Annotated in this window: 26 protein-coding genes; all 26 read right to left on the bottom strand. The window is 66.1% G+C overall.

Going from position 1 to position 22623, the window contains the following annotated elements; translation table 11 throughout:
* Nucleotides 1–42 precede the first annotated feature (42 nt).
* Nucleotides 43–783, bottom strand: coding sequence for a 1-(5-phosphoribosyl)-5-[(5-phosphoribosylamino)methylideneamino]imidazole-4-carboxamide isomerase (hisA, locus tag KDK82_RS01280; RefSeq protein ID WP_088163843.1), 741 nt, complete (start codon nt 781–783; stop codon nt 43–45).
* Nucleotides 784–844: 61 nt separating this feature from the next.
* Nucleotides 845–1513 carry an imidazole glycerol phosphate synthase subunit HisH gene (gene hisH / locus KDK82_RS01275; RefSeq protein ID WP_013800802.1) on the bottom strand — a complete coding sequence of 223 codons (669 nt, stop codon included), beginning with the start codon at nt 1511–1513 and terminating at the stop codon, nt 845–847.
* Between the two features lie 81 nt (nt 1514–1594).
* Entirely contained in the window at nt 1595–2200 is a 606-nt protein-coding gene (gene hisB, locus KDK82_RS01270) for an imidazoleglycerol-phosphate dehydratase HisB (protein ID WP_012207318.1), read from the bottom strand.
* Nucleotides 2197–3321, bottom strand: coding sequence for a histidinol-phosphate transaminase (hisC, locus tag KDK82_RS01265; RefSeq protein WP_088163842.1), 1125 nt, complete (start codon nt 3319–3321; stop codon nt 2197–2199). The genes hisB and hisC overlap by 4 nt, the downstream gene beginning before the upstream one ends.
* A 53-nt stretch (nt 3322–3374) precedes the next feature.
* Nucleotides 3375–3812, bottom strand: coding sequence for a PIN domain-containing protein (locus tag KDK82_RS01260; RefSeq protein ID WP_088163841.1), 438 nt, complete (start codon nt 3810–3812; stop codon nt 3375–3377).
* On the bottom strand, nt 3809–4057 hold the full coding sequence (locus KDK82_RS01255) for a DUF6364 family protein (RefSeq protein ID WP_017405472.1): 249 nt from the start codon (nt 4055–4057) through the stop codon (nt 3809–3811). Before KDK82_RS01255 ends, KDK82_RS01260 begins: the two co-directional genes overlap by 4 nt.
* 134 nt (nt 4058–4191) lie before the next feature.
* Entirely contained in the window at nt 4192–5508 is a 1317-nt protein-coding gene (hisD, locus tag KDK82_RS01250; RefSeq protein ID WP_013800800.1) for a histidinol dehydrogenase, read from the bottom strand.
* A 17-nt stretch (nt 5509–5525) separates the two neighbouring features.
* Nucleotides 5526–6197, bottom strand: coding sequence for a DUF6348 family protein (locus tag KDK82_RS01245; RefSeq protein WP_088163840.1), 672 nt, complete (start codon nt 6195–6197; stop codon nt 5526–5528).
* A complete protein-coding gene (gene hisG, locus KDK82_RS01240) occupies nt 6181–6831 on the bottom strand; it encodes an ATP phosphoribosyltransferase (RefSeq protein ID WP_012207324.1) in 651 nt (216 codons plus the stop codon). The genes KDK82_RS01245 and hisG overlap by 17 nt, the downstream gene beginning before the upstream one ends.
* A complete protein-coding gene (gene murA / locus KDK82_RS01235; RefSeq protein ID WP_088163839.1) occupies nt 6828–8096 on the bottom strand; it encodes a UDP-N-acetylglucosamine 1-carboxyvinyltransferase in 1269 nt (422 codons plus the stop codon). Before murA ends, hisG begins: the two co-directional genes overlap by 4 nt.
* A 96-nt stretch (nt 8097–8192) precedes the next feature.
* Entirely contained in the window at nt 8193–8441 is a 249-nt protein-coding gene (locus tag KDK82_RS01230; RefSeq protein ID WP_012207326.1) for a BolA family protein, read from the bottom strand.
* A 128-nt stretch (nt 8442–8569) separates the two neighbouring features.
* On the bottom strand, nt 8570–9325 hold the full coding sequence (locus KDK82_RS01225) for an ABC transporter permease (RefSeq protein ID WP_012207327.1): 756 nt from the start codon (nt 9323–9325) through the stop codon (nt 8570–8572).
* Entirely contained in the window at nt 9322–10251 is a 930-nt protein-coding gene (locus KDK82_RS01220) for an ABC transporter ATP-binding protein (protein ID WP_017405469.1), read from the bottom strand. Before KDK82_RS01220 ends, KDK82_RS01225 begins: the two co-directional genes overlap by 4 nt.
* Nucleotides 10252–10324: 73 nt before the next feature.
* Nucleotides 10325–10606 carry a lipid asymmetry maintenance protein MlaB gene (locus KDK82_RS01215; protein WP_034396961.1) on the bottom strand — a complete coding sequence of 94 codons (282 nt, stop codon included), beginning with the start codon at nt 10604–10606 and terminating at the stop codon, nt 10325–10327.
* Nucleotides 10607–10626: 20 nt separating this feature from the next.
* On the bottom strand, nt 10627–11268 hold the full coding sequence (locus tag KDK82_RS01210; protein WP_088163838.1) for a phospholipid-binding protein MlaC: 642 nt from the start codon (nt 11266–11268) through the stop codon (nt 10627–10629).
* Nucleotides 11269–11383: 115 nt separating this feature from the next.
* Complete coding sequence (locus KDK82_RS01205) at nt 11384–12187, bottom strand: VacJ family lipoprotein (RefSeq protein ID WP_034396962.1); 804 nt, start codon at nt 12185–12187, stop codon at nt 11384–11386.
* Nucleotides 12184–12669, bottom strand: coding sequence for an outer membrane lipid asymmetry maintenance protein MlaD (mlaD, locus tag KDK82_RS01200; RefSeq protein ID WP_012207332.1), 486 nt, complete (start codon nt 12667–12669; stop codon nt 12184–12186). Before mlaD ends, KDK82_RS01205 begins: the two co-directional genes overlap by 4 nt.
* A gap of 44 nt (nt 12670–12713) precedes the next feature.
* Entirely contained in the window at nt 12714–13496 is a 783-nt protein-coding gene (mlaE, locus tag KDK82_RS01195) for a lipid asymmetry maintenance ABC transporter permease subunit MlaE (protein ID WP_034396964.1), read from the bottom strand.
* A complete protein-coding gene (locus KDK82_RS01190) occupies nt 13493–14332 on the bottom strand; it encodes an ABC transporter ATP-binding protein (protein WP_088163836.1) in 840 nt (279 codons plus the stop codon). The genes mlaE and KDK82_RS01190 overlap by 4 nt, the downstream gene beginning before the upstream one ends.
* Before the next feature lie 218 nt (nt 14333–14550).
* A complete protein-coding gene (locus tag KDK82_RS01185) occupies nt 14551–15303 on the bottom strand; it encodes an amino acid ABC transporter ATP-binding protein (RefSeq protein ID WP_034347627.1) in 753 nt (250 codons plus the stop codon).
* A gap of 176 nt (nt 15304–15479) precedes the next feature.
* Nucleotides 15480–16133, bottom strand: a complete 654-nt coding sequence (locus tag KDK82_RS01180; protein WP_088163834.1) for an amino acid ABC transporter permease — start codon at nt 16131–16133, stop codon at nt 15480–15482.
* 131 nt (nt 16134–16264) lie between these two features.
* Nucleotides 16265–17071 (bottom strand): amino acid ABC transporter substrate-binding protein, encoded by an 807-nt coding sequence (locus KDK82_RS01175; RefSeq protein WP_012207337.1) that lies wholly within the window; start codon nt 17069–17071, stop codon nt 16265–16267.
* A 208-nt stretch (nt 17072–17279) separates the two neighbouring features.
* Nucleotides 17280–18653, bottom strand: coding sequence for an exopolysaccharide Pel transporter PelG (pelG, locus tag KDK82_RS01170; protein WP_012207338.1), 1374 nt, complete (start codon nt 18651–18653; stop codon nt 17280–17282).
* On the bottom strand, nt 18653–20209 hold the full coding sequence (gene pelF, locus KDK82_RS01165; protein ID WP_088163832.1) for a GT4 family glycosyltransferase PelF: 1557 nt from the start codon (nt 20207–20209) through the stop codon (nt 18653–18655). Before pelF ends, pelG begins: the two co-directional genes overlap by 1 nt.
* On the bottom strand, nt 20206–21228 hold the full coding sequence (locus KDK82_RS01160) for a hypothetical protein (protein ID WP_071956744.1): 1023 nt from the start codon (nt 21226–21228) through the stop codon (nt 20206–20208). Before KDK82_RS01160 ends, pelF begins: the two co-directional genes overlap by 4 nt.
* Nucleotides 21221–22600 (bottom strand): PelD GGDEF domain-containing protein, encoded by a 1380-nt coding sequence (locus tag KDK82_RS01155; RefSeq protein WP_012207341.1) that lies wholly within the window; start codon nt 22598–22600, stop codon nt 21221–21223. Before KDK82_RS01155 ends, KDK82_RS01160 begins: the two co-directional genes overlap by 8 nt.
* Nucleotides 22601–22623: the final 23 nt, after the last annotated feature.

Below are 22623 nucleotides of genomic sequence, written 5' to 3'. Positions count from 1 at the left end.
TGAAGCACAGGCGCCCGCGGATACAGGGAAGGCGCAGGCCGTTCAGGCCCTGAGCTCGTCGGCGCGGGCCTGCGCCGCGGCGAAGTCAAGGTCGCCCGAGTAGATGGCGCGGCCGCAGATCACGCCTTCGATGCCTTCGTCCTCGACCTTGCACAGCGCTTCGATGTCGGCCATGCCCGCCAGGCCGCCCGAGGCGATGACGGGAATCTTCAGCGATTGGGCGAGATTGACGGTGGCGTCGATGTTGATGCCCGTGAGCATGCCGTCGCGGCCGATGTCGGTGTAGATGATGGACTCCACGCCCCAGTCCTCGAAGCGCTTGGCCACCGAGTGCACGTCCTGGCCCGTGAGCTTGCTCCAGCCGTCGATGGCCACCTTGCCGTCCTTGGCATCAAGCCCGACGATCACATGGCCGCCGAAGGCGCTGCAGGCGTCCTGCAGAAAGCCCGGGTTCTTCACGGCAGCGGTGCCGATGATCACGTAGCTGATGCCGGCATCTATGTATTTCTCGATGGTGTCCAGGTCACGGATGCCGCCGCCGAGCTGCACCGGAATCCGGCCATCCACCTCTTTGAGGATGGCCTTGATGGCCAACAGGTTCTTGGGCTGGCCCGCAAACGCGCCATTGAGGTCCACCAGGTGCAGGCGGCGTGCGCCGGCGTCGAGCCAGCGGCGGGCGATGATGGCCGGGTCTTCGCCGAACGTGGTCGACTGGTCCATATCACCCTGGATGAGGCGTACGCAGTGGCCGTCCTTGAGGTCGATGGCAGGAATGAGCAGCATGATGGTTTGCGAGCAATGAAGGCCTGGGATGCAGCGGCCGGTGCGGGGAGGGAAAGAGGGTTCAGGGCTTCCAGCCCAGAAAGTTGCGGAACAGGGCCAGGCCCTGGTCCGCGCTCTTTTCGGGGTGAAACTGGGTGGCGAAAATATTATCGCGTGCGATGGCGCAGGCAAAGCGCCCGCCGTAGTCGGCCTCTGCAGCGCAATGCTGGGGCTGCTGCACCACGGCGTAGAAACTGTGCACGAAGTAGTAGAAGCTGTCTTCGGGAATTCCACGCCACAGCGGGTGGGACTGCCCGGCATTGTGCTTGCGGTGCACGCGGTTCCAGCCCATTTGCGGCACCTTGAAGCGGCTGCCGTCGGCCTGGACGCGGCCCGCCAGATCGAACTTGCGCACATTGCCGGGGATCAGGCCCAGGCCAGGCACATCGCCCTCGTCGCTGTGGTCCAGCAGCATCTGCATGCCCACGCAGACGCCGAACAGGGGCTTGTTGGCAGCGGCATGCAGCACGGCGTCCTGCAGGCCGGATTCGCGCAGTTCGCGCATGCAGTCGGGCATGGCACCCTGGCCCGGCAGCACGACCCGGTTGGCGGCCAGCACCACCTCGGGATCGGCGGTGACCACGACCTGCCAGCCGGAGTCGGCGGCGGCCGTGCGCACGGCCTGGGAAACCGAGCGCAGATTGCCCATGCCGTAATCGACGACGGCGACGGTGTTGTCAGTCAAACTCATAGCGTGTGGCGCGTGTTCGGTCGGATTTTCGGCTGGATTGCCCGGTCAGATCAAGCTCTGACCGGAGTCAATCGCTTCTCTTTACAGAGCGCCCTTGGTCGAGGGGATGACGCCGGCCATGCGCTCGTCATGCTCCAGCGCAAAGCGCAGGGCGCGTGCGAAGGCCTTGAAGATGGTCTCGCACTGGTGGTGGGCGTTGAAGCCTTTGAGATTGTCGATGTGCATGGTCACGCCCGCGTGGTTGACGAAGCCCTGGAAGAACTCGTAGACCAGCTGGGTGTCAAGCTGGCCGATGCTGCCGGCCGTGAATTTCACGTCCATGTGCAGGCCCGGGCGGCCAGAGAAATCGATGACCACGCGGCTCAGGGCCTCGTCCAGCGGCACATAGGCATGGCCGTAGCGGCGGATGCCCTTCTTGTCGCCCACGGCCTTGGCAAAGGCCTGGCCCAGGGTGATGCCGATGTCCTCCACCGTGTGGTGGCCATCGATGTGCAGGTCGCCCTCGCAGTCGATATCGAGGTCGATCAGGCCATGGCGCGCGATCTGGTCGAGCATGTGGTCCAGAAAACCGATGCCCGAGCGCAGGCTGGCCTTGCCCGTGCCGTCCAGGTTGATGGCGACCTTGATCCGGGTCTCGGCGGTGTTGCGCTGCACTTCAGCGGTGCGTGCGGGAGCTGCATTGCTCATAGGGATTCCTTCAGGGCCGCCAGCATCTGGGCGTTTTCTTCGTGGGTGCCCACGGTCAGTCGCAGGCAGTTGGCCAGCAGCGGGTGCATGGCAGAGACATTCTTCACCAGCACGCCCCGGGCCTTCATCTCGGCCTGGGCGCGCGCGGCATCGCGCACGCGCAGCAAGACCATGTTGGCCTCGGATGGCCAGATCTTTTCCACACCCGGCAGCGTGGCCAGCGCATCGATCAGCGGCTGGCGCTCGGCGCGGATGGCCACGGCCTGCTGCGCATACAGCGCTTCATGCTCCAACGCGAAGATGGCCGTCTCGCAGTTGAGCACGCTGATGTTGTAGGGCGGGCGCACCTTGTCGATCTCGCCGACGATGGCGGCCGGGCCGATCAGGTAGCCCAGGCGCGCACCGGCCAGGCCGAACTTGCTGAGCGTGCGCATCAGCAGCACATGGGCGTTGCGGGCCGGGTCGGCGCGCATGTTCTCTGCCCAGCTGCGGCGGGCGAAGGGCTGGTAGGCCTCGTCCATGACGACCAGGCCGCCAATGGCGCCGACCGCGTCGATCACGGCCTGCACATCGGCCTCGGCCCAGAGCGTGGCCGTGGGATTGTTGGGATAGGCGACATAGGTGATGGCGGGGCGGTGCTCGGCAATGGCGGCGCGCATGGCGGGCACGTCCAGCTCGAAGTCGGCCGTCAGGTTGACGCCCACGAAATCCAGGCCCTGCAGCCTGGCGCTCATGGGGTACATGACGAAGCCCGGCATGGGCGCCAGCATGGTGGCGCGGCCCTCGGCGTGGGGCTGGGCACAGGCCAGGGCCAGCAGCGTGATGATCTCGTCCGAGCCATTGCCCAGCAGCACGGCACTGCCGACCGGCGCCTGCGCGTAGCGGGCCAGCATGTCCTTGAGCACTTCCTGGCGCTCGCCAGGGTAGCGGTTGATCTCCAGCCGGCCCAGGCGTTCGCCCAGCGCAGCCTGCAATTCAGGGGGCAGGCGGAAGGGGTTCTCCATCGTGTCCATCTTGAGCAGGCCTTGCGAGGGCTGCACATGGTAGGCATGCATGGAGCGGACATCGGCGCGGATGCGCTCCAGGGCCAGGGCCTGAACCTGCGGAATGGAAGCTGTCATGGCATGCACACTTTCACGAGTCGGTGGGGGAGGAAATCCATCAGCGAAGCCGCTCAGGCCTGCTGCTGCAGCGGCGCCTGGTGCAGCGGATGCACCATGGCAACGCCGCCAAACTGGGTGCCGTGCGGCAGGTGCAGGGTCAGCATCTGCTCGCAGCCGCTGTGCTGGGCGCAGGCCACGGCCAAGCAGTCGCCAAAGGCCAGTTGGTGGCGCGATTGCACGGCCCAGGCGGTCTCCAGCGTGGCTGCATCGGTCTTCCAGGGCGTCCAGGTCTGGTAGCGGCGGATGGCGGCGCGCGCATCGCCCTGCGGCAAAGGCTGGGCGGCCGTGGTGACCTGTTCATAGAACTCGCACAGCGACTGGCTGCCGGTGCGCCCGCTGCGCGTGCGCCACAGCAGGTCCAGCCACTGCAGCACGGCGGCATGCAAGGCGCCCTGCCCCGTGTCTTCGGCAGCGACCAGCACGGAGGTATCGACAAAGACGGTGTTCATGCCTGGCCCTCGCGGCGCAGCGCGGCACTGCGCTGGGCGGGCTGCGTGGATGACGGCTGACCGCCGTCCCAGCCGCGCTCGTCCGTGCGCCAGGCCAGGTAGGCGCGCTCGTAGGCATCCTCGCGGCGCTGCATCTCGGCCATGAAGTCGCCCACCATGCGCGAAACGCTGGTGCCGCGGCGCGCGGCCTCGATGCGGGCCCATTCGAGCACGCTGTCTTCAACGGTGATGGTGAGGTTCTTCACAGGGCGCAAGTCTACACGAAATTCGTGCTCCACTGATTTCGTGTCAATTCTTGACACGCTTGCTCTAGCGTTCAGACAGCAAAAAGCGCCGTCCCTTTCGGTAACGGCGCCTTCGTCCAACAGGAAGCGAGTGTCTACTTCAAACGCATTTCGGCCGCACGCGCATGGCCTTGCAGGCCTTCGCCATGTGCCAGCACCGAGGCGATGCGGCCCAGGGTCTGGGCGCCCTGCTCGCTGACCTCGATGAGGCTGGACCGCTTCTGGAAGTCATAGACCCCTAGCGGCGAGGAAAAGCGCGCCGTGCCGCTGGTGGGCAGCACATGGTTGGGGCCGGCGCAGTAGTCGCCCAGGCTCTCGCTGGTGTAGGCCCCCAGGAAGATGGCGCCTGCGTGGCGCAGCAGCGGCTCCCACTGGTGGGGATCGTTGCTGGAGACCTCCAGGTGCTCGGGCGCGATGCGGTTGCTGATGGCGCAGGCCTCCTGCATGTCGCGCGTGAGGATGAGGGCACCCCGGTCGCTCAGGCTCTTGGCAATGATGGCGCGCCGCGGCATCTCGGGCAGCAGGCGGTCGATCTCGCGCTGGACGGCGGCGATGTAGTCGGCATCGGGGCACAGCAGGATGCTCTGCGCCAGCTCGTCATGCTCGGCCTGGCTGAACAGGTCCATGGCCACCCAGTCGGGCGGCGTGCTGCCGTCGGCCAGCACCAGGATTTCACTGGGGCCGGCAATCATGTCGATGCCCACGGTGCCGAACACCCGCTTCTTGGCGCTGGCCACATAGGCATTGCCGGGGCCGGTGATCTTGTCCACCTTGGGGATGGTGGCCGTGCCGTAGGCCAGGGCCGCCACGGCCTGGGCGCCGCCGATGGTGAAGCCGCGCGTGACGCCGGCCACATAGGCAGCCGCCAGCACCAGGGCGTTCTTCTCGCCGCGTGGCGTGGGCACGACCATGATGATTTCCTGCACGCCAGCCACGTGGGCGGGAATGGCATTCATCAGCACGCTGGACGGATAGGCGGCCTTGCCGCCGGGCACATAGATGCCCACGCGGTCCAGCGGCGTGACCTTCTGGCCCAGCAGGGTGCCATCGGCGTCGCGGTAGCTCCAGCTCTCGCCGCTGGCGCGCTTTTGGGCCTCGTGGTAGGTGCGCACGCGCTGGGCGGCGGCCGTCAGCGCATCGCGCTGCTCGTCGCCCAGGCTGTCGAAGGCGGCCTTGAGCTCGGCCTGCGTCAGCTCCAGCGCTGCCATGCCGTCCACCTGCAATCCGTCGAAGCGCGCCGTGTACTCCAGCACGGCCGCATCGCCGCGCTTTTGCACATCGGCCAGGATGTCGGCCACACGCTGCTCGATGGCCGCGTCCGTGTCTGCCGACCAATGCAGGCGCTGCGCAAAATCGTGTTCGAAGTTGGCGTCCGCAGTCGACAGGCGGGCAGGGGCAGCTACATATTCCATTGTGGTTTCCTTGGGGTCTAGCAGGCCGTCTCGCAGCCGTGCTTCAGTATCAAGAACAGGCGCGCGCCGTAGTAGCCGTCGCGCAGGGGCCAGTCCTGGTCGCGCAGCAGGGCTTCAGCGCTGGGCCACTTCTGATTGTCCTTGAGCGCTTCAATGGTGAAATCACCATTGTTCTGCCCGACAAAGAAGCGGAACCAGTGCAGGTCCTCGTCCTTGTCCAGCGCCTCGGCCTCGATCAAGGCCTGCAGGCGCTCAGTGATGCCTTCGGGCAGCGGGGCATCGTTGCGAAGATGCCAGGGACCCGGATAGGCCTGCCATGGCCGGCCCTGGACCTGCCAGGCCTCGGCTGGCACGGCATCCTCATCGCGCGCCGTCCACAGGGCGGAGAGCATCACATGCAGGTCGCTGACAGCGAAGTGGCCGAATGCGTCGTGCATTCCCTGCAGTCCTTCGCCCAGGCCCGTGAAATTCTCGATGATCTCGCGCCGGTCCGGCAGGCGGACCACCACGGCCAGGGAACCGACCAGGGGATGGCCGAGGTAGGCACCGCGCCAATCAGCCAGCACGCCTGGTGCCTGGCCGCCAGGCAGCAGCCAGCCGTTGTATTCCTCGCAGGGCAGGCCATGCGCGGCGAAACACAGCGCAAGCGCCTCCTTCGCCGGATCGCCGGGCTCAGCCCCTAGGGCCATTTACCGCCTCGGCGAAGGCATCGATGATGTGGCGCAGCGGCTCGCGCTTGAGTTTGAGCGCCGCCTGGTTGACCACCAGGCGCGAGCTGATCTCCATGATGGGCTCGACCTCGACCAGGTCATTGGCCTTGAGCGTGTTGCCGGTGGACACCAAGTCGACGATGGCGTCGGCCATGCCGGTCAGCGGGGCCAGCTCCATGGAGCCGTAGAGCTTGACCATGTCCACGTGCACGCCCTTGGTGGCGAAGAAGTTGCGCGCGATCTCGGGGTACTTGGTGGCGATGCGCAGGCGGGCACCTTGCTTGACGGCCAGCGCATAGTCGAAGCCGTTGCGCACGGCCACGCTGACGCGGCAGCGCGCGATCTTCAGGTCCAGGGGCTGGTACAGGCCCTGGGCGCCATGCTCGATCAGCGAGTCCAGGCCGGCCACGCCGAGATCGGCGCCGCCGTACTGCACATAGACTGGCACGTCGGAGGCGCGCACCAGCACCACACGCACGTCGCTCTTGTTGGTCTCGAAGATCAGCTTGCGCGACTTTTCAATGTCTTCGCTGACCGAGATGCCGGCAGCGGCCAGCAGCGGCACGGTTTCGTCGTAGATGCGGCCCTTGGACAGGGCAATCGTGATGGTCATTGGGAAACTCTTTCGATGTCGGCACCCAGGCCGCGCAGCTTGTCTTCCATGCGATCGTAGCCGCGGTCCAGATGATAGATGCGATCGACCAGGGTCTCGCCCTTGGCCACGAGGCCGGCGATGACCAGGCTGGCCGAAGCGCGCAGGTCGGTGGCCATGACGGCCGCGCCCGACAGCGACTGGCTGCCGGTGATGGTGGCAACGCGCCCGTCGGTGGTGATCTGCGCGCCCAGGCGCAGCATTTCGTCCACGTGCATGAAGCGGTTCTCGAAGATGGTCTCGGTGACCATGCTGCAGCCTTCGGCCACCAGGTTCAGCGCCATGAACTGCGCCTGCATGTCGGTGGGAAAGCCCGGGTATTCGGTGGTGCGAAAACTCTGGGCCTTGAGCTTGCCGGCCGCGCGCACGCGGATGCCGCCGTCCTCGGCGGACACCTCGGCGCCCGCATCCTTGAGCTTGTCGATGACGGCGCCCAGATGGTCGGCGCGGCCATTGCGCAGCAGCGCATTGCCGCCCGTTGCGGCCACGGCGCACAGAAAGGTGCCGGCCTCGATGCGGTCGGCCACCACCTGGTGCTCGCAGCCGCTCAGGCGCTCCACGCCCTGGATGACGATGCGGCCGGTGCCATGGCCTTCGATCTTTGCGCCCATCTTGATGAGCATTTCGGCCAGGTCGCCGATCTCTGGCTCCATGGCGGCGTTTTCCAGCACGGTCTCGCCTTCGGCCAGCACGGCGGCCATCAGGAAGTTCTCGGTGCCAGTGACGGTCACCATGTCGGTGGTGATGCGGGCGCCCTGCAGGCGCTTGAGATGCCCGGGCAGGCACGCGTTCATGTAGCCGTTCTCGACAACGATCTCGGCGCCCATGGCCTGCAGGCCCTTGATGTGCTGGTCCACGGGCCGCGAGCCGATGGCGCAGCCGCCGGGCAACGACACGCGGGCCTGGCCGAATCGTGCCAGCAGCGGGCCCAGGGCCAGGACCGAGGCGCGCATGGTCTTGACCAGTTCGTAGGGTGCCTCGGGGTTGGACAGAGAGCCGGCGTTGATGCGCACGGTGCCGCTGTCATCGTGCTCGGCGCTGACACCCATGTTGCGGATGAGCTTGAGCATGGTGGCCACGTCCTGCAGGCGCGGCACATTGCGCAGGGTGACGGGCTCGGACGACAGCAGCGCGGCGCACAGTTCGGGCAAGGCGGCATTCTTGGCGCCGGAGACCGTCACCTCGCCATGCAGCGCTCGGCCACCGCGAATCAGGAGTTTGTCCATGGCTGACAGCCTTGAATCTGGAAATCGGGGAAAAGAAGATGCCGCACGGGCCGTGGCGACCGGTGCAGCAGGAGTCTGAAGTGCCTGACCGCTGGCTCAGGCCTGGCCGGCCTGGGCAGCCCACTCGGCGGGCGTATAGGTCTTCATGGACAGGGCATGGACCTCGTCGGTGTGCATGCGCTGGCCCAGCGTGGCGTAGACCAGGCGCTGGCGCTGCAGCAGTCGCTGGCCCTCGAATTGGGCCGAGACGATGGTGGCAAACCAGTGCCGTCCATCACCTTCCAGCGCAATGTGTTCGCAAGGCAGGCCGGTGGCGATCAGTTCCTTGAGTTGGTCTGCAGTCATGGGGGGAAGCTTTCCTGCCATGCATCGTGGCATGGCCTTGGTTGGCGGCGGCGCCGGGCGCCGGCCGCCTGTTCATGGGTGGATTCAACAATGCGGGCACAGCGCCCGCCGCAGCCTGTGGAAAAACCTCAGCCGCGGATCTTGTAGCCGATGCGCAGCAGGTGCACGGCCAGGGCGCTCACCGCCAGCCAGGCCGAGCCGACGATGGCCAGGCTGACCCAGGGCGACACGTCGCTCTGGCCGAAGAAGCCGTAGCGGAAGCCGTCGATCATGTAGAAAAACGGGTTCAGATGGCTGACTTTTTGCCAAAAAGGCGGCAGCGACTGGATGGAATAGAACACGCCCGACAGGAACGTCATGGGCATGATCAGGAAGTTCTGGAAGGCCGCCATCTGGTCGAACTTGTCCGCCCACAGGCCGGCAATCACGCCCAGCGTGCCCAGCAGCGCCGCGCCCAGCAGGCCGAAGACCAGAATCCACAGCGGCGCCGTGAATTCGGGAATGGCGAAGTACAGCGTGACGATGAAAACGCCCACGCCCACCAGCAGCCCACGCAGCACCGAAGCGCCCACGTAGGCGCCAAACCACGCCCAGTGCGACAGCGGCGTGAGCAGCACGAAGACCATGGAGCCCATGATCTTGCTCTGCACCAGGCTGGAGGAGCTGTTGGCGAAGGCGTTCTGCAGCACGCTCATCATCACCAGTCCGGGGATCAGGAAGGCCGTGTAGCTGATGCGGTCGTAGACCAGCACCCGGCCTTCCAGCACATGGCCGAAGATCAGCAGATAGAGCACGGCCGTGAGCACGGGTGCGGCCACGGTCTGGAAGCTGACCTTCCAGAAACGCAGCACTTCCTTCTTGAGCAAGGTCTGCCAGCCGTTCATGCCGAAGCTCCCTGCGAGGTCTGGCCTTGCTCGTTCATCACGTGAATGAAGACATCCTCCAGATCGGCACGGCGGATTTCCACGTCCTCGGGGACGACGGAGCCCTCGCGCAGCGCGGCGAGCAGGCGCTCCACATCGCTGGCGTCGTTGGCGGGTATCTGCACGATGCGGCCGGTCACCCGTGCCCGCGCGGCCAGGGCCGGCGGCAAGGCGGTATCGGTCTTGAACTGCAGCACGTTGGAGGAGGCGGACTTGAGCAGATCCGACATGGTCGAGAGCTTGACGATGTTGCCCTGCTTGAGCATGGCCACGCGGCTGCACAGCGCCTCGGCCTCTTCCAGGTAATGGGTGGTGAGCAGCACGGTATGGCCTTCGCGGTTCAGGCGCGCGATGAAATGCCACAGCGTCTGGCGCAGCTCCACGTCCACGCCGGCCGTGGGCTCGTCCAGCACGATGATGGGCGGCTTGTGCACCAAGGCCTGGGCCACCAGCACGCGGCGCTTCATGCCGCCGGACAGCTGGCGCATGTTGGAGTTGGCCTTGTCGGTCAGCCCCAGGCTGTGCAGCAGCTCGTCGATCCAGTCGTCATTGTTCTTGACGCCGAAATAGCCGGACTGAAAGCGCAGCGCCTCGCGCACGTTGAAGAAGGGATCGAAGACCAGCTCCTGCGGCACGATGCCCAGCTTGCGCCGGGCAGCCGAGTAGTCGGCATGCACGTCGCTGCCCTGGACCAGCACGCGGCCGCTGGTGGCGCGCGACAGGCCGGCCAGGATGCTGATCATCGTGGTCTTGCCAGCGCCATTGGGACCGAGCAGGCCGAAGAACTCGCCCTCCTCGATGTCCAGACTCACGTGGTTGAGCGCCTGGAAGGCCCCCTTGGGGGTCTGGTAGGTCTTGGAGATGGATTGGAATGAGACGGCAGACATGCGAGGCGCGATTCTAGGCCCTTGCAGCCAAACCTGCCTTGCAGGGCTCTTTGCAGCGGCGCGCTGCGCCGGCTCAGGAGGGGGAGGATGCGTCGGTCAGCAGCCCGTCGACGCCGTACAGCGCCGCCATGGACTGCAGGCCCTGCGGCAGGCCCACGACCACCAATTGCTTGTCGGCCGCCTTCGCGGTGCGGCGGCAGGCCAGCAGCACGGCCAGGGCGGCCGAGTCGAAGACCTCGACGCCGCTGGCATCGACGCGCACCTGGGCGCCATCGAAGGCCTGCACCTGGGGCTGCAGCTGCACAAGGCAGCTGCGCGCCTGGCGGTAGGTCAGTTCACGGGGGAGCTGCAGCATGGCGCGTGCGTCAGCGGCTGTCAGCCCTTGGAGGGCGGCGTGGCCGGCATCTTGCTGCGCGTGGCCAGGGTCTCGATCAGGCCGTCGATGCCGCGAGCATTGATTTCCTGGCTGAACTGGTTGCGGTAGGTTTCCACCAGCCACACGCCCAGCACGTTCAGGTTGTAGATCTTCCAGCCGTCACCGGACTTCTCGAGCCGGTAGTCCAGCTGCACGGGCTCGCCGCGGCCCAGCACCTCGGTGCGCACCAGCACATCGGTGTCGCCGGCTGCCGCGCGCAGGGGCTTGACGTTGATGGTCTGGTTGCTGACCTGGGTCAGCGCGCCCGAATAGGTACGGATCAGCAGGGCCTTGAACTCGGTCTCCAGCTTCTCGCGCTGCGCAGGCGTCGCCTGGCGCCAGGCCGGACCCACCGAAGCGGAGGTCATGCGGCGGAAATTCACATACGGCATGACCTTGTCATTGACCAGCGCATTGACCTTGGAGACATCGCCCTCGCGCAGCGAGGGGTCCTTCTTGATGGTTTCCAGCACGTCGGTGGAGACACGCTTGATCAGCGCATCGGGGGTCTCGCCGGCTGCGCGGGCCGGCAGTGCCGCGCCAAGGGTTCCCAGGGCCAGCATGGCTGCAGCTGCAGCGCTCCAGGCACGTCGATTGATCATCACTCTTCCTTTCCCAGCAGGGCCTCATGCCCCGGACCGGGTTGATATTGCACATTTTCCCGGCCGCGCCATGTCAGGCAGCGGCCGTTTTTCATCTCGGGATGTTACGAACTGCTTACTTCGCGCCGTCTTCGGGCGGCAGCTTGCCGGCATCGTCGTCGTAGTCCTCGATGCGGCCGTCATCGCCGGACTTGCCACGCCGCAGGTTCAGGTAGACATCGCGCGTCAGGCTGTAGCGGTCGAGCGCGACGGAGTCCAGCGTGTCGGAGGCATTGAGCAGGCGGGCACGTGTATCCACCAGTCGCAGCACATACAGGCTGTTGCGCACCGGGATGTCGTTGATCGCCGACATGGGGTTGCCCCAGGCATCCACCGGAAGAGCCGCAGTGTCACGCACCGTGGACGGACCCAGGAGCGGCAGCACCAGGTACGGCCCGGTGGGCACGCCCCAGCGACCCAGGGTCTGGCCGAAGTCCTGCTTTTGGCGCTCGATGCCGGCCTCGCTGGCGATGTCGAGCAAGCCGCCCAGGCCGAAGACCGTATTGACCGAGAACCGCACGACGGAGTTGTAGGCGCCTTCGGCCTGGCCCTGCAGCGCGTTGTTCACGAAGGACCAGACATCGCTGAGGTTGGAGAAGAAGTTGCTCACCCCATCGCGGGCCAGACGCGGAGTGACGTCGCGGTAGGCCGTGGCCACCGGCTTCAGGACGGCACGGTCCAGGCCGTCGTTGAACGAGTAGACGCTGCGGTTGAACGGCTCGAACGGGTCCTGGGGATTGCGGGCCTCGCCCGGCGCGGTGGCGCAGCCGGCGAGCAGCGAAGCGGCGGCCAGCGTGCCGAGCATGGCTGCGCGCTGCCAGGAGGCTGCCTGGGCGGCAGGGCGACCCGCAGTCGCCTGTTCATGGTGGTTGGTTGTCATTCTTTGCCTCCTGCACCGGAGCTGCCACCCTGCTCGGCCTTGCCGTAGAGGAACTGTCCGATCAGATTTTCCAGCACAACGGCCGACTGGGTTGCGACGACGCGGTCGCCATCCTTGAGATTGTGGTCATCTGCACCGGCCTCGATGCCGATGTACTGGTCGCCGAGCAGGCCGCTGGTCAGGATCTTCAGAGAGCTGTCCTTGGGAAAGGCGTAGCGGTTTTCCAGGGCCATGGTCACGCTGGCCTGAAAGACCTTGTCGTCGAAGGTGATGGATTCCACGCGGCCCACGACAACGCCCGCGCTGCGCACGGCTGCCTTGGGCTTGAGTCCGCCGATGTTGTCGAAGCGCGCGGTCAGCGTATAGGTCTTCTGGAAGTTCAGGCTCAGCAGGTTGGCCGACTGCAGCGCCAGGAACACCAGCGCCGCAGCGCCGATCAGCACGAACAGTCCGACCCAGACATCACTCTTGGATTGCTGCATGGTTTGTTTTTCCTTGTTTTGCGAGAGGTGGCACCGGTGCCGGGTCAAAGGCTGAACATCGTTGCCGTGAGCAGGAAGTCCAGCCCCAGCACGGCCAGCGAGGCCATCACCACCGTGCGCGTGGTCGCGCGGGACACGCCTTCGGGCGTGGGCTTGGCTGCATAGCCCTGCAGCAGCGCGATGAAGGTCACCGCCACGCCGAACACCAGGCTCTTGAGAACGCCGTTGCCCAGGTCATACCACCAGTCCACGCCGTTTTGCATCTGGCCCCAGAAGGCGCCGCCATCGACGCCGATCATGACCACGCCCACCAGCCAGCCGCCGATCACGCCGACGGCACTGAAAACGGCCGCCAGCAGCGGCATGGCGATCAGGCCCGCCACGAAGCGCGGCGCCAGGATGCGGCGCACCGGGTCCACGGCCATCATCTCCATGGCCGACAACTGCTCGCCGGCCTTCATCAGGCCGATCTCGGCCGTCAGCGCCGTGCCGGCACGGCCGGCAAACAGCAGCGCCGTGACGACGGGGCCGAGTTCGCGCACCAGCGACAGCGCCACCAGCAGGCCCAGCGCCTCGGCCGAGCCATAGCGCTGCAGCGTGTAGTAGCCCTGCAGGCCCAGCACGAAACCGACAAACAGGCCGGACACGCCAATGATGGCCAGCGAATAGTTGCCCAGGAAATGGATCTGGTCGCCGATCAGCCGCGGGCGGCCCAGCGCAGGCCCGATGAGGGCGAGCAGGCGGCCGAACAGGCGCGTGCCCATGCCCAGCTGCGTCAGCTGTTGGCGTACCGCCGCGCCAATGCGTGCGGGATGCAACCGGTTCATGCGTGCCTCCTGCCGTTGCTCTTGCTGGAGCTTGCGGGGTTGCCGAAATCTTCCTCGGCGCTCACGCCGGGGTAGTGGAAAGGCACGGGGCCGGTGGGCCGAGCATGAATGAACTGCTGCACCAACGGGTCGGGGTTGGCACGCACCTCGTCAGGCGAGCCCTGGGCGGCGACGCCGCCATTGCCCAGAATGACCACATGATCTGCCACACGGAAGGTTTCCTCCACATCGTGGGACACGAGGATGGAGGTCAGGCCCATGGCGTCGTTGAGCTCGCGGATCAACTCGGCGGCGGTGCCCAGGGAGATGGGGTCCAGCCCGGCGAAGGGCTCGTCGTACATGATCAGTTCGGGGTCCAGCGCAATGGCCCGCGCCAGCGCCACGCGGCGGGCCATGCCGCCAGAGATCTCGCTGGGCATGAGGTCGCGCGCACCGCGCAGGCCCACGGCATGCAGCTTCATGAGCACGATGTCGCGGACCAGTTCGTCGGGAAGATCGGTGTGCTCGCGCAGCGGGAAGGCCACGTTGTCGAACACGCTCATGTCGGTGAACAGCGCGCCGAACTGGAACAGCATGCCCATGCGCCGGCGCGCGGCGTACAGGCCTGCGGCGTCCATGGTGGTGACGTCCTTGCCATCGAACAGCACCTGCCCCTGCTGGGCATGCTGCTGGCCGCCGATCAGGCGAAGCACCGTGGTCTTGCCGCCGCCCGACGCCCCCATCAGGGCCGTGACCTTGCCGCGCGGCACCTGCAGCGACAGGTCGCGCAGGATCACACGTTCGCCATAGCCGAAGGTGACGTTGCGCAACTCCACGAAAGAGGCGGTTGGGATCATGCTGTGGTGCGGTCGATAAATGTTCGCAGGCAAGCCCGCTATTGTGCAGACAGGTGCCGATGCCTGCTCATCACCCCCTGAGATAAACATACATCCGTGTATGTTTCTCAAAAAGTCATGGCAGAAAACGCCATAAAAAAAAGAGCATGCTTCGCTTGCTACACAAGCGTTGCACGCTCTCTGGACCTGGGGAAAATCCGGACTGGACAGATGTTTTTTTACAACATGTTCTGCAGAAATGCCTGGGTCCGGGCGTGCTGCGGCGCTGCAAAAAAGGCTTCCGCCGGGCCTTGCTCGACGATCTCGCCCTTGTCCATGAAGATCACGCGATTGGCCACCTCGCGGGCAAAGCCCATCTCGTGGGTCACGACCAGCATGGTCATGTGCTCCTGGGCCAGCTCGCGCATGGTGCGCAGCACTTCGCCGGTCAGCTCCGGGTCCAGCGCGGAGGTGGGCTCGTCGAACAGCAGGATGTCCGGCTCCATGGCCAGTGCCCGGGCAATGGCCACGCGCTGCTTTTGACCGCCCGACAGCCGGTTGGGATAGGCATCGCGCTTTTCCAGCAGGCCCACCTTGTGGAGCAGCGCCTCGGCCTTGGGCACGATCTGCTCGCGCTTGAGGCCCTTGACGACGATCGGAGCCTCGATGATGTTCTCCAGCACCGTGAGGTGCGGGAACAGGTTGAAGGACTGGAACACCATGCCCATCTTGCGGCCGATCTGGCGGATCTGCGCCTCGGGCACGTAGTGGGCACGGCCGTCCGCGCCGCTGTCCACCAGCACCTCGCCCTCAACGGCGACACGGCCGCTGTCAATGGTTTCCAGGTGGTTGAGGCAGCGCAGGAACGTGCTCTTGCCCGATCCCGAAGGACCGATGACGGCCACCACCTCGCCGCGCGCCAGCTCCAGCGAAACGCCGCGCAGCACCGGCACACCGCCAAAGCCCTTGCAGATGTTCTGCGCACTGATCATTGTTTCGGGTTTCATTTCAATCATCCAGAGCGCGGCGTAGTACACGCTGTGTTTGAAAACGGGCGTGACCCCATACAGAAACACCGAGCAAGGGCCGCCCCGCCGCGAGGGTGTTGTCCCCCTCCCGCGTAGCGAGAGAGGGGGAAGGCGCGAAGCGCCTCAGGGGGTGCCGCGTGTCACGCGTCATACTTTGCATGGCGTTTTTCTAGGTATTGGAAGATCCAGGTCAGCACCAGCGTCATGACCAGATAGAAGCCTGCGGCCACCACGAAAGGCGTGATGGTGAAGTCGCGCTGCACGATGCCGCGCGCGGCGCGCAGCAGGTCATTCAGGGCCAGCACGTAGATGAGCGAGGTGTCCTTGACGAGGGTGATGGTTTCGTTGCTCACAGGCGGGATGATGCGCGCCCACATCTGCGGCAGGATGATGCGGCGCATGGTCTGGCCGCAGCTCATGCCCAGCACCTTGGCACCCTCGTACTGGCCGCGGTCCACGGACTGGATGCCCGCGCGGAAGATTTCGGCGAAGTAGGCGGCGTAGTTCAGCGCGAAGGCGACCACGGCGGCAGGAAAATCGGGCAGGCGCACGCCGATCACGGGCACGAAGGGCAGCGCGAAGTAGATGAACAGCATCTGCAGCATCAGCGGCGTGCCGCGCATCAGCCAGATGTAGCCGCCTACCAGCCGGCTCAGGGCGGGAAAGCGGGAGATGCGCATCAGCGCCAGCGACAGTCCCAGGGGAATGGACAGCGCCAGGGTGATGACGAAGAGCTTGAGGGTGACCAGGGCGCCGGCGGACAGCGGCCCCATGAGCGAGATTACATATTCCATCGAATGGCCTCAGTGCGGTGCGCGGCCCCGCCGGCATCGGCAGGATCCGGGCAGCCACGGGCGCGTGCGTCCCAGAACGCAAAAGACCGGCAATGCCAGGCTGGCCTTGCCGGTCGCATGGTGTGCCGGATTTACTTGATGATGTCCTTGCCGAACCACTTGGAGGCGATTTCGGCGGCCTTGCCGTCCTTCTTCATCTCGGCCAGCGCGGCTTCGAGCTTGCCCAGAACTTCGGTGTCTTCCTTGCGCAGGCCCACGCCGTAGTCCTCGGTGCCGAAGTTGTCCTCGAGCACCAGGTACTCGCCAGCCTTCTTGGCCACGTGGAAGCGGCCCACGACCTCGTCGACCACGACGGCGTCCAGGCGGCCGGCCGACAGGTCCATCAGCGCGGTGATGTTGTCGCCGAAGGTCTTCAGGTCCTTGAAGCTGGCGGCCACGGCGGCGTCCTTCTTGATGGCGTCCACGGCCGAGCTGCCATCCTGCGCGCCCACGACCTTGCCTGCCAGGCCGGCCTTGTCCTTGATGTCGGAGTTGGCGCGCACGATGATGATCTGGTGGTTCTCCATGTAGGGCGCGGTGAAGGCGATGTTCTTCTTGCGCTCTTCGGTGATGGTCAGGCCGTTCCACAGCGCGTCGACGCGCTTGCCGACCAGCTCGGCTTCCTTGGCGCTCCAGTCGATGGGCTTGAAGTCCACTTCCACGTTCATGCGCTTGGCGGCTTCACGCGCCATGTCGATGTCGAAGCCGACGATCTCGTTCTTGTCGTCACGAAAGCCCATGGGCGGGAAGTTGTCGTCCAGGCCGATCACCAACTTGGTCATGGCTGCCGGCACGGGGGCGGCAACCGGCGCGGCGGCGGTCGATGCGGACTCGTTCTTGCCGCAGGCTGCCAGCAGTGCAGACAGGGCCACCATGGCCAAGAGGGTGCGTTTTTTCATGGCTTAAAGCTTTGGAGTGGAAAAAGCGAAAGGCGGCGGCCACTGCACGCAAGGTGCGCAATCGTTGTAATGAACGGTTCCTTGGCGGAACCTTTGTCTCGGTTGGGTGCCGGCGCCGAATCCCGTATTGTCGCGCAGACCGGCGCCCCCCGCCAACACGCTGGATCAAGACCGTGCAAATCGGCAAATGGCGAGAGATGCCTGCCGGTCACTGCAGCATGAAGGTCTTGTATTCGAGCCGGTTGAGCTCGCGCGACAGCAGGTACAGCCCCACGCACAGCGTCACCAGCATGGCCAGGCAAAAGCCGTAGCCATAGAACGCGGCGCCCAGCGCCAGCGAGATGCCCGTGAAGGCAATGTTCAGCGCCACCAGCAGCAGGCAGAGCATGAACACGATGCGCCGCTCGTCCAGGTAGAAGAACACGTTGAGCACGGCCATCACACCCACCTGCAAGCCGGCGCCCACCACCTGCACGTGCAGCAGCGGCAGGTACAGCTGGGAGATGCCCAGCAACTGCAGGATGGCCGGCCCGGCCACCAGGGTGACGAGGACGGCCAGCGTCTGCACCTTGGCGATCTCGCCCAGGCCCGCCTGGATGGCGTAGACCATCTCGTTGCGCATGGACTCGATGTATTCCAGCGATCCGCCGCCGCGCACGGCGTCGAAGAACTTGTCGTAGTACTCGACGAAGTCGGTCTCGATGCGCACCAGGAAGACCGCCATGCCCGGAATGATGGACAGGTACGACAGGAACACCGGCAGGTCGTAGATCAGCGAGGCCCTGAGCCCGCCGATGATCTGCTGCGAGGTCGGCGGGTAGTACCAGAACATGAACTTGTCGATCCAGATGCCCAGGTTGTAGAGCACGCCGATGCCGATCAGCGCCGGAAAGATCAGCGAGCGCTGCGTGAAGTCAAAGGCGATCCAGCGCTGCTGCAGCGGAAAGCTGCGCAGCACGATCATCCACATGCCGGCCAGCAGCAGCACGTGGCCGATCACGAAGCTGGCCAGCAGCCCTTCCAGCCCCCAGTAGCGCAGCGGCAGCGCCAGCAGCACGATGAGCAGGTAGGTGGCGCCGAACAGCCCAGCAATGGCCCGGTAGTGCTTGAGGCCCGACAGCAGCACGGTCATGACCCAGACCACGCACATCAGCGTGAAGCCGGCCAGCATCAGCACGCGGTACAGCAGGCCCTGGCCCGGCAGCACCACGAACAGCGCCAGCGTGCCCAGCGCGCTGGCAGTGGCCACGACCACCAGCAGCAGGCCATGCAGGTTGGGCAGGATGCTCTCGTCCTTCTTGAGGAACAGCTGGTCCGACACAAAGCGCGTGAAGGCCAGCTGCGCCGCCCCGGTCAGGATCAGGCTGCTGGCCACCAGATAGGTGACCGAGGTCTGGAACTGCGTGACCAGCAGCGGCGGCGCCACCACGCTCACGCTGAACACCCCCACCAGCAGGATGCCGATGATGGAGAACACCCACGGCCCCGAGCCGATGACGCCCGCATAGGCGTAGGCCTGGAGCACGCTGGTCAGCGTGTTCTTGCGCAGCAGGTGGCGCAGTTCGAATCCAATACCGGCCATCAGTGTTTTTCCTCGGACTGTTGCAGCGCCCTGTCGTAGACCTGCCTGTAGCGCTCGAAAAGCAGCCGGTCGGAGTAGTAGCGCTCCACGCGCGCAATCCCGGCCGCGCTGGCGGCCTGCCACTGCGCGGGCGAGCTCAGCAGCTCCAGGCAGGCGTCGGCCAGCGCCTCGGGGTTGGCAATGCCGACCACGCGCCCGCACGAGCCCAGGGCCTGGTCTTGCGGCTCCAGCCCGTCGATGAGCTGGCGGCACGAGCCCACGTCGGTGCTGACCACGGGCACGCCCGCGGCCTGGGCTTCAAGGATCACCAGGGGCAGCGCCTCGCTGATGGACGACAGCACGACCACGCCCACCTTGGGCAGCAACTCCTCCACCTTCTGCATGCCCAGAAAGCGGACGTTGGCCTGCAGGCCCAGGCTGTCCACGAGGTTCTGGCATTCCTCGGCATAGGCCGGGTCCTCGGCCGTGGGGCCGGCCACCCAGGCCTGGGCCTGGGGCATCCGGTTGACCACGCGGCGCATGGCGCGGATGAAGGTCTTGATGTCCTTGATGGGCACCACGCGACCGATCAGGCACAGCACGGGCGGCACCTCGGCGGGCCGCTGGGTGCGCAGCGGCGCAAAGCGTTCTATGCGGATGCCGTTGGGGATGCTGACCGTGCGCTCGGCGGCCGCGCCATCGGCCACCTGGCGCAGGCGGTTGTTCTCGTACAGCGCAATGATGGGATCGGCCGCGCCATAGCAAAAGCGCCCCATCCAGTCGAAAAACCGTATCCACATCTGCCGGAAGAACGACACCTCCATGGGGTCGCGCTGGAAGATGTTGCGGTTGTCGCGGATCCAGGAGCTTTGCAGCAGGTCGATCTGGCGCTCTTTGGTGTAGATGCCATGCTCGGACAGCACCAGCGGCAGGCCGCGCGCATGGTGCAGCAGGCCGCCCAGAAATCCCGCATAGCCGGTCGAGACGGTATGCAGCACGCGCACCGGGATCAGCCCGTGGGCGATGCGCGCCATCAGCCACAGCGGCTGCAGCATGATGCGCACGGTCCAGAAGAAGTCCACGAAAGACGGGTCGGTGCAGTGGCGCCGGTAGCTGTCGCGGATCAGGTCCCAGGCGAATTCGCTGTGCAGGAAATCCTCCAGCGGCAGGCTGCCGCCGGGCTGCAGCTCCAGCGCAATGGAACGCATGGCCGCCAGCACCTTGGCCCGGCTTTCGGCACTGCCGTCATGCGCCTCCAGCGCGCCCAGGAATTCCCGGGCCTTGGCCAGGGCCTCGGGATGGCCGCGCGAAGGGGCGGGCTGGATATTGGAGTGCAGCGCGTCAAACAGGTAGTGCTGCTCGAAGTGCACCACGTTGGGCGGCAGTGCGTAGCGGAAATCGCCATAGTCCTCGCGCCGGCTGCCCAGGAAGACGATGGCAAAGCGGTGCTCGGGATAGGCCTGCAGGATCTGGTTGACCCAGCTGGACACACCACCGCTGACATAGGGGAAAGTGCCTTCCAGCAGCAGCGCGATGTCCGCATTGGGCGCCGTGGGGAACTGGCTCGCACGGCTCATGAGGCACTCCAGTAGCGGATGCTGGGCTTCAGGCGCGGCAGGGCTTGCTCGATGTCCAGCGAACGCATCAGGGCCTGCGCCTTGGCGAATTCGCGCCGATCGAACAGCAGCTCGGCCTGGTAGGGCACGACGCGTGCCGGCTCCATGCCCAGCGCCAGCGAGCGCTCATAGCAGGCCAGCGACTCCACCGCCCTGCCCTGCATGTGCAGCAGCCGGCCACGGCGCAGCAGCAGCAAGGCGTTGTCGGGCCGCTGAGCGAGCACCAGGTCGCAGTAGTGCAGGGATTGCTTGATGGCGTGGTCGCGCACATCGCCCTGCGCCACGCCCTGGTAGACCAGCTCCGCGTAGAGGTCGGTCAGCGCCCGCGCCGCCTGCAGGCCACGCGGCCCGTAGGGCGCATCGCCCTCGGACTGGCGGGCATGCTCGAACAGCTGCAGCTCCTGGTGGATGGTCTTGCTGATCTCGCGCTCCTTGGCGTCCAGCATGCTGTAGGCCAGCAGGCGCAGGTCTTCGCTGGAATCGCCCAGCGCCGTGCGCAGCATGGGCGAGGCAATGCGCCCCGGCACGCTGCCCAGCGCCACCATGGCCCGCATGCGCGAGGCGACCGGCACATTGGGATTGGCCAGGAAGGACTGCAGGCCCGCCTGGCGGCGGCTGGTGCTGGCCTGCTGGTGCGGGTCGAAATCAGGCAGGGGCATCACCGGGAAACGCGGGCCGCCACGCGGGCCGCGCTGGGTGTGCAGCGCAATGGTGGCGACCACGGCACCCAAAATACCGGCCACCGGCACGGCATAGGCAAACAAACCCATCAGCACCACCAACGCCAGCCGCTGGCGCACCGACTTGGCCGAGGTGGCCAGGAACGGCGTCAGGCACAGCGCCAGCAGGCCGCTGGCCAGCCCGTGGGCCGTGAGATAGCCCAGCAGGGCCGCGTCCGATTGGCTGCGCAGCAGCCACAGGCTGCTCCAGGAGGCGATTTCCGCGGCCAGCGCGCCCAGTGCCAGCTTGAGGTTAAGCATGGCCCTGCCCCATCTGATGGAGCCGCTCCAGCACGCTGCTGGCCGAGCAGCGGTCCAGCAAGATGGTGCGCGGGAAGATGCCCGCATCGGCCAGCGAGGCCACGCCGCGCTGGGCCAGCCAGCCCTCGATGCGGTTCAGGTAGCCCTCGGCCGTGGCGTTGGTGCCCAGTGGCATGAAGATGGCCAGCAGCTGCCGGCCATCGCTTTCCTGCAGCCAGGAGCGGTCCAGCATGCGCTCCAGCCGCATGATCTGCTGGGCCATCTGGGCCTGCACAGCCGAGGGCGACAGCTCCAGCGCCACCACCACGCTGCTCAGGCGCGCGCTGCGGTTGACATGCTCCATGCGCTGCAGCTCGAACGCGAAATGCGGCGGGCAATCGGGATAGGCCTGCAGCAGCGGCGCAGCCAGGCTGTTGGCGGCCACGCTGTCCGTGTAGTAGCCCAGCAGCAGGTTGATGGTCTGCAGCGCCTCTTCCTGCAATGCGAAGAAAGGCATTTCCTCGACCAGCAGCAGGCCGTAGATCTCGCCCTCCAGGTCCAGCATGGGCGCCACGACGATGTACTGCGTCTGCTGGCCCTCCGCCATGCTTTGCGAGACATGGCACAGCACATGGCTGTCCAGCGCCTGGCGCACCAGCGGATCGTGCACATGGATGGGCCGCTCGCCCCCCAGCTGGGCAATGGGCGTGGGGTCCAGCACCTCATTGCGCACGGGCACCAAGCTGGCCACGCTGATCTGGCTGAAGCGCGACAGCAGGTTGAGCAGGCTTTGCGCATCGCCCTCGGCGCCACTGAGGCCGCTGAGCACGTTGATGGCATCGCGCATGGACACGGGACGGCCTATGAGCTCCTGCTCCAGCCGGTCATGCGACAGGCGCAGCAGGTAATGCTGGCGGATCAGCTGCTCGGTGCGCTGGTCCATGTAGTTCTGCGCCGTGCGCGCGCGGCGTATGCGTGCGCGCCAGAGGCTGGAGATCTCGCCCACGACCATGACCAGGATCAGGCCGCCCAGAAAGTACTGTTCCGGGAACAGCGACAGATCGCGCTGGTTGACGCCCAGCCAGGCCAGCAGCAGCACGCCAGCCGCCGACAGGCCGGCCACCGGCCCGTAGCGCAGGGCCACCACCACGGGCGCCAGCCAGGCCCAGGGGAACTCGGACTCCACCCACAGGGGATTGTCCGGGTTGGCCCACATGCCGATCAAAAGAGCCAGCACCGGCAGCAGCAGCGTCTCGCCCACCACCACCCAGGGCTTGGCGCTCGTCTGCACGAGCAGGCCCAGCGGCGAGCCTCTGAATTCCGCGGCAATGCCGGCGCGGCGCGGTGCAGCGGAATGCGGTGCCGCCTTGGGCGTGCTGGCTTGGTCTGGCATGAAGAGTCGTTCCCTGGATTCGC

This window comes from Delftia sp. K82 (assembly GCF_002193035.1).
Classification (GTDB): Bacteria; Pseudomonadota; Gammaproteobacteria; order Burkholderiales; family Burkholderiaceae_C; genus Comamonas; species Comamonas acidovorans.
The sequence above is the reverse complement of the archived record's forward strand: the minus strand, read 5'-3'. Positions and strand labels throughout refer to the sequence as shown.

What these genes read in the sequence shown, in the direction of transcription:
- hisA (WP_088163843.1), bottom strand. Translation starts at nt 783, where the DNA reads ATGCTGCTCATTCCTGCCATCGACCTCAAGGACGGCCACTGCGTACGC.
- hisH (WP_013800802.1), bottom strand. Translation starts at nt 1,513, where the DNA reads ATGAGTTTGACTGACAACACCGTCGCCGTCGTCGATTACGGCATGGGC.
- hisB (WP_012207318.1), bottom strand. Translation starts at nt 2,200, where the DNA reads ATGAGCAATGCAGCTCCCGCACGCACCGCTGAAGTGCAGCGCAACACC.
- hisC (WP_088163842.1), bottom strand. Translation starts at nt 3,321, where the DNA reads ATGACAGCTTCCATTCCGCAGGTTCAGGCCCTGGCCCTGGAGCGCATC.
- KDK82_RS01260 (WP_088163841.1), bottom strand. Translation starts at nt 3,812, where the DNA reads ATGAACACCGTCTTTGTCGATACCTCCGTGCTGGTCGCTGCCGAAGAC.
- hisD (WP_013800800.1), bottom strand. Translation starts at nt 5,508, where the DNA reads ATGGAATATGTAGCTGCCCCTGCCCGCCTGTCGACTGCGGACGCCAAC.
- KDK82_RS01245 (WP_088163840.1), bottom strand. Translation starts at nt 6,197, where the DNA reads ATGGCCCTAGGGGCTGAGCCCGGCGATCCGGCGAAGGAGGCGCTTGCG.
- hisG (WP_012207324.1), bottom strand. Translation starts at nt 6,831, where the DNA reads ATGACCATCACGATTGCCCTGTCCAAGGGCCGCATCTACGACGAAACC.
- murA (WP_088163839.1), bottom strand. Translation starts at nt 8,096, where the DNA reads ATGGACAAACTCCTGATTCGCGGTGGCCGAGCGCTGCATGGCGAGGTG.
- KDK82_RS01230 (WP_012207326.1), bottom strand. Translation starts at nt 8,441, where the DNA reads ATGACTGCAGACCAACTCAAGGAACTGATCGCCACCGGCCTGCCTTGC.
- KDK82_RS01225 (WP_012207327.1), bottom strand. Translation starts at nt 9,325, where the DNA reads ATGAACGGCTGGCAGACCTTGCTCAAGAAGGAAGTGCTGCGTTTCTGG.
- KDK82_RS01220 (WP_017405469.1), bottom strand. Translation starts at nt 10,251, where the DNA reads ATGTCTGCCGTCTCATTCCAATCCATCTCCAAGACCTACCAGACCCCC.
- KDK82_RS01215 (WP_034396961.1), bottom strand. Translation starts at nt 10,606, where the DNA reads ATGCTGCAGCTCCCCCGTGAACTGACCTACCGCCAGGCGCGCAGCTGC.
- KDK82_RS01210 (WP_088163838.1), bottom strand. Translation starts at nt 11,268, where the DNA reads ATGATCAATCGACGTGCCTGGAGCGCTGCAGCTGCAGCCATGCTGGCC.
- KDK82_RS01205 (WP_034396962.1), bottom strand. Translation starts at nt 12,187, where the DNA reads ATGACAACCAACCACCATGAACAGGCGACTGCGGGTCGCCCTGCCGCC.
- mlaD (WP_012207332.1), bottom strand. Translation starts at nt 12,669, where the DNA reads ATGCAGCAATCCAAGAGTGATGTCTGGGTCGGACTGTTCGTGCTGATC.
- mlaE (WP_034396964.1), bottom strand. Translation starts at nt 13,496, where the DNA reads ATGAACCGGTTGCATCCCGCACGCATTGGCGCGGCGGTACGCCAACAG.
- KDK82_RS01190 (WP_088163836.1), bottom strand. Translation starts at nt 14,332, where the DNA reads ATGATCCCAACCGCCTCTTTCGTGGAGTTGCGCAACGTCACCTTCGGC.
- KDK82_RS01185 (WP_034347627.1), bottom strand. Translation starts at nt 15,303, where the DNA reads ATGATCAGTGCGCAGAACATCTGCAAGGGCTTTGGCGGTGTGCCGGTG.
- KDK82_RS01180 (WP_088163834.1), bottom strand. Translation starts at nt 16,133, where the DNA reads ATGGAATATGTAATCTCGCTCATGGGGCCGCTGTCCGCCGGCGCCCTG.
- KDK82_RS01175 (WP_012207337.1), bottom strand. Translation starts at nt 17,071, where the DNA reads ATGAAAAAACGCACCCTCTTGGCCATGGTGGCCCTGTCTGCACTGCTG.
- pelG (WP_012207338.1), bottom strand. Translation starts at nt 18,653, where the DNA reads ATGGCCGGTATTGGATTCGAACTGCGCCACCTGCTGCGCAAGAACACG.
- pelF (WP_088163832.1), bottom strand. Translation starts at nt 20,209, where the DNA reads ATGAGCCGTGCGAGCCAGTTCCCCACGGCGCCCAATGCGGACATCGCG.
- KDK82_RS01160 (WP_071956744.1), bottom strand. Translation starts at nt 21,228, where the DNA reads ATGCTTAACCTCAAGCTGGCACTGGGCGCGCTGGCCGCGGAAATCGCC.
- KDK82_RS01155 (WP_012207341.1), bottom strand. Translation starts at nt 22,600, where the DNA reads ATGCCAGACCAAGCCAGCACGCCCAAGGCGGCACCGCATTCCGCTGCA.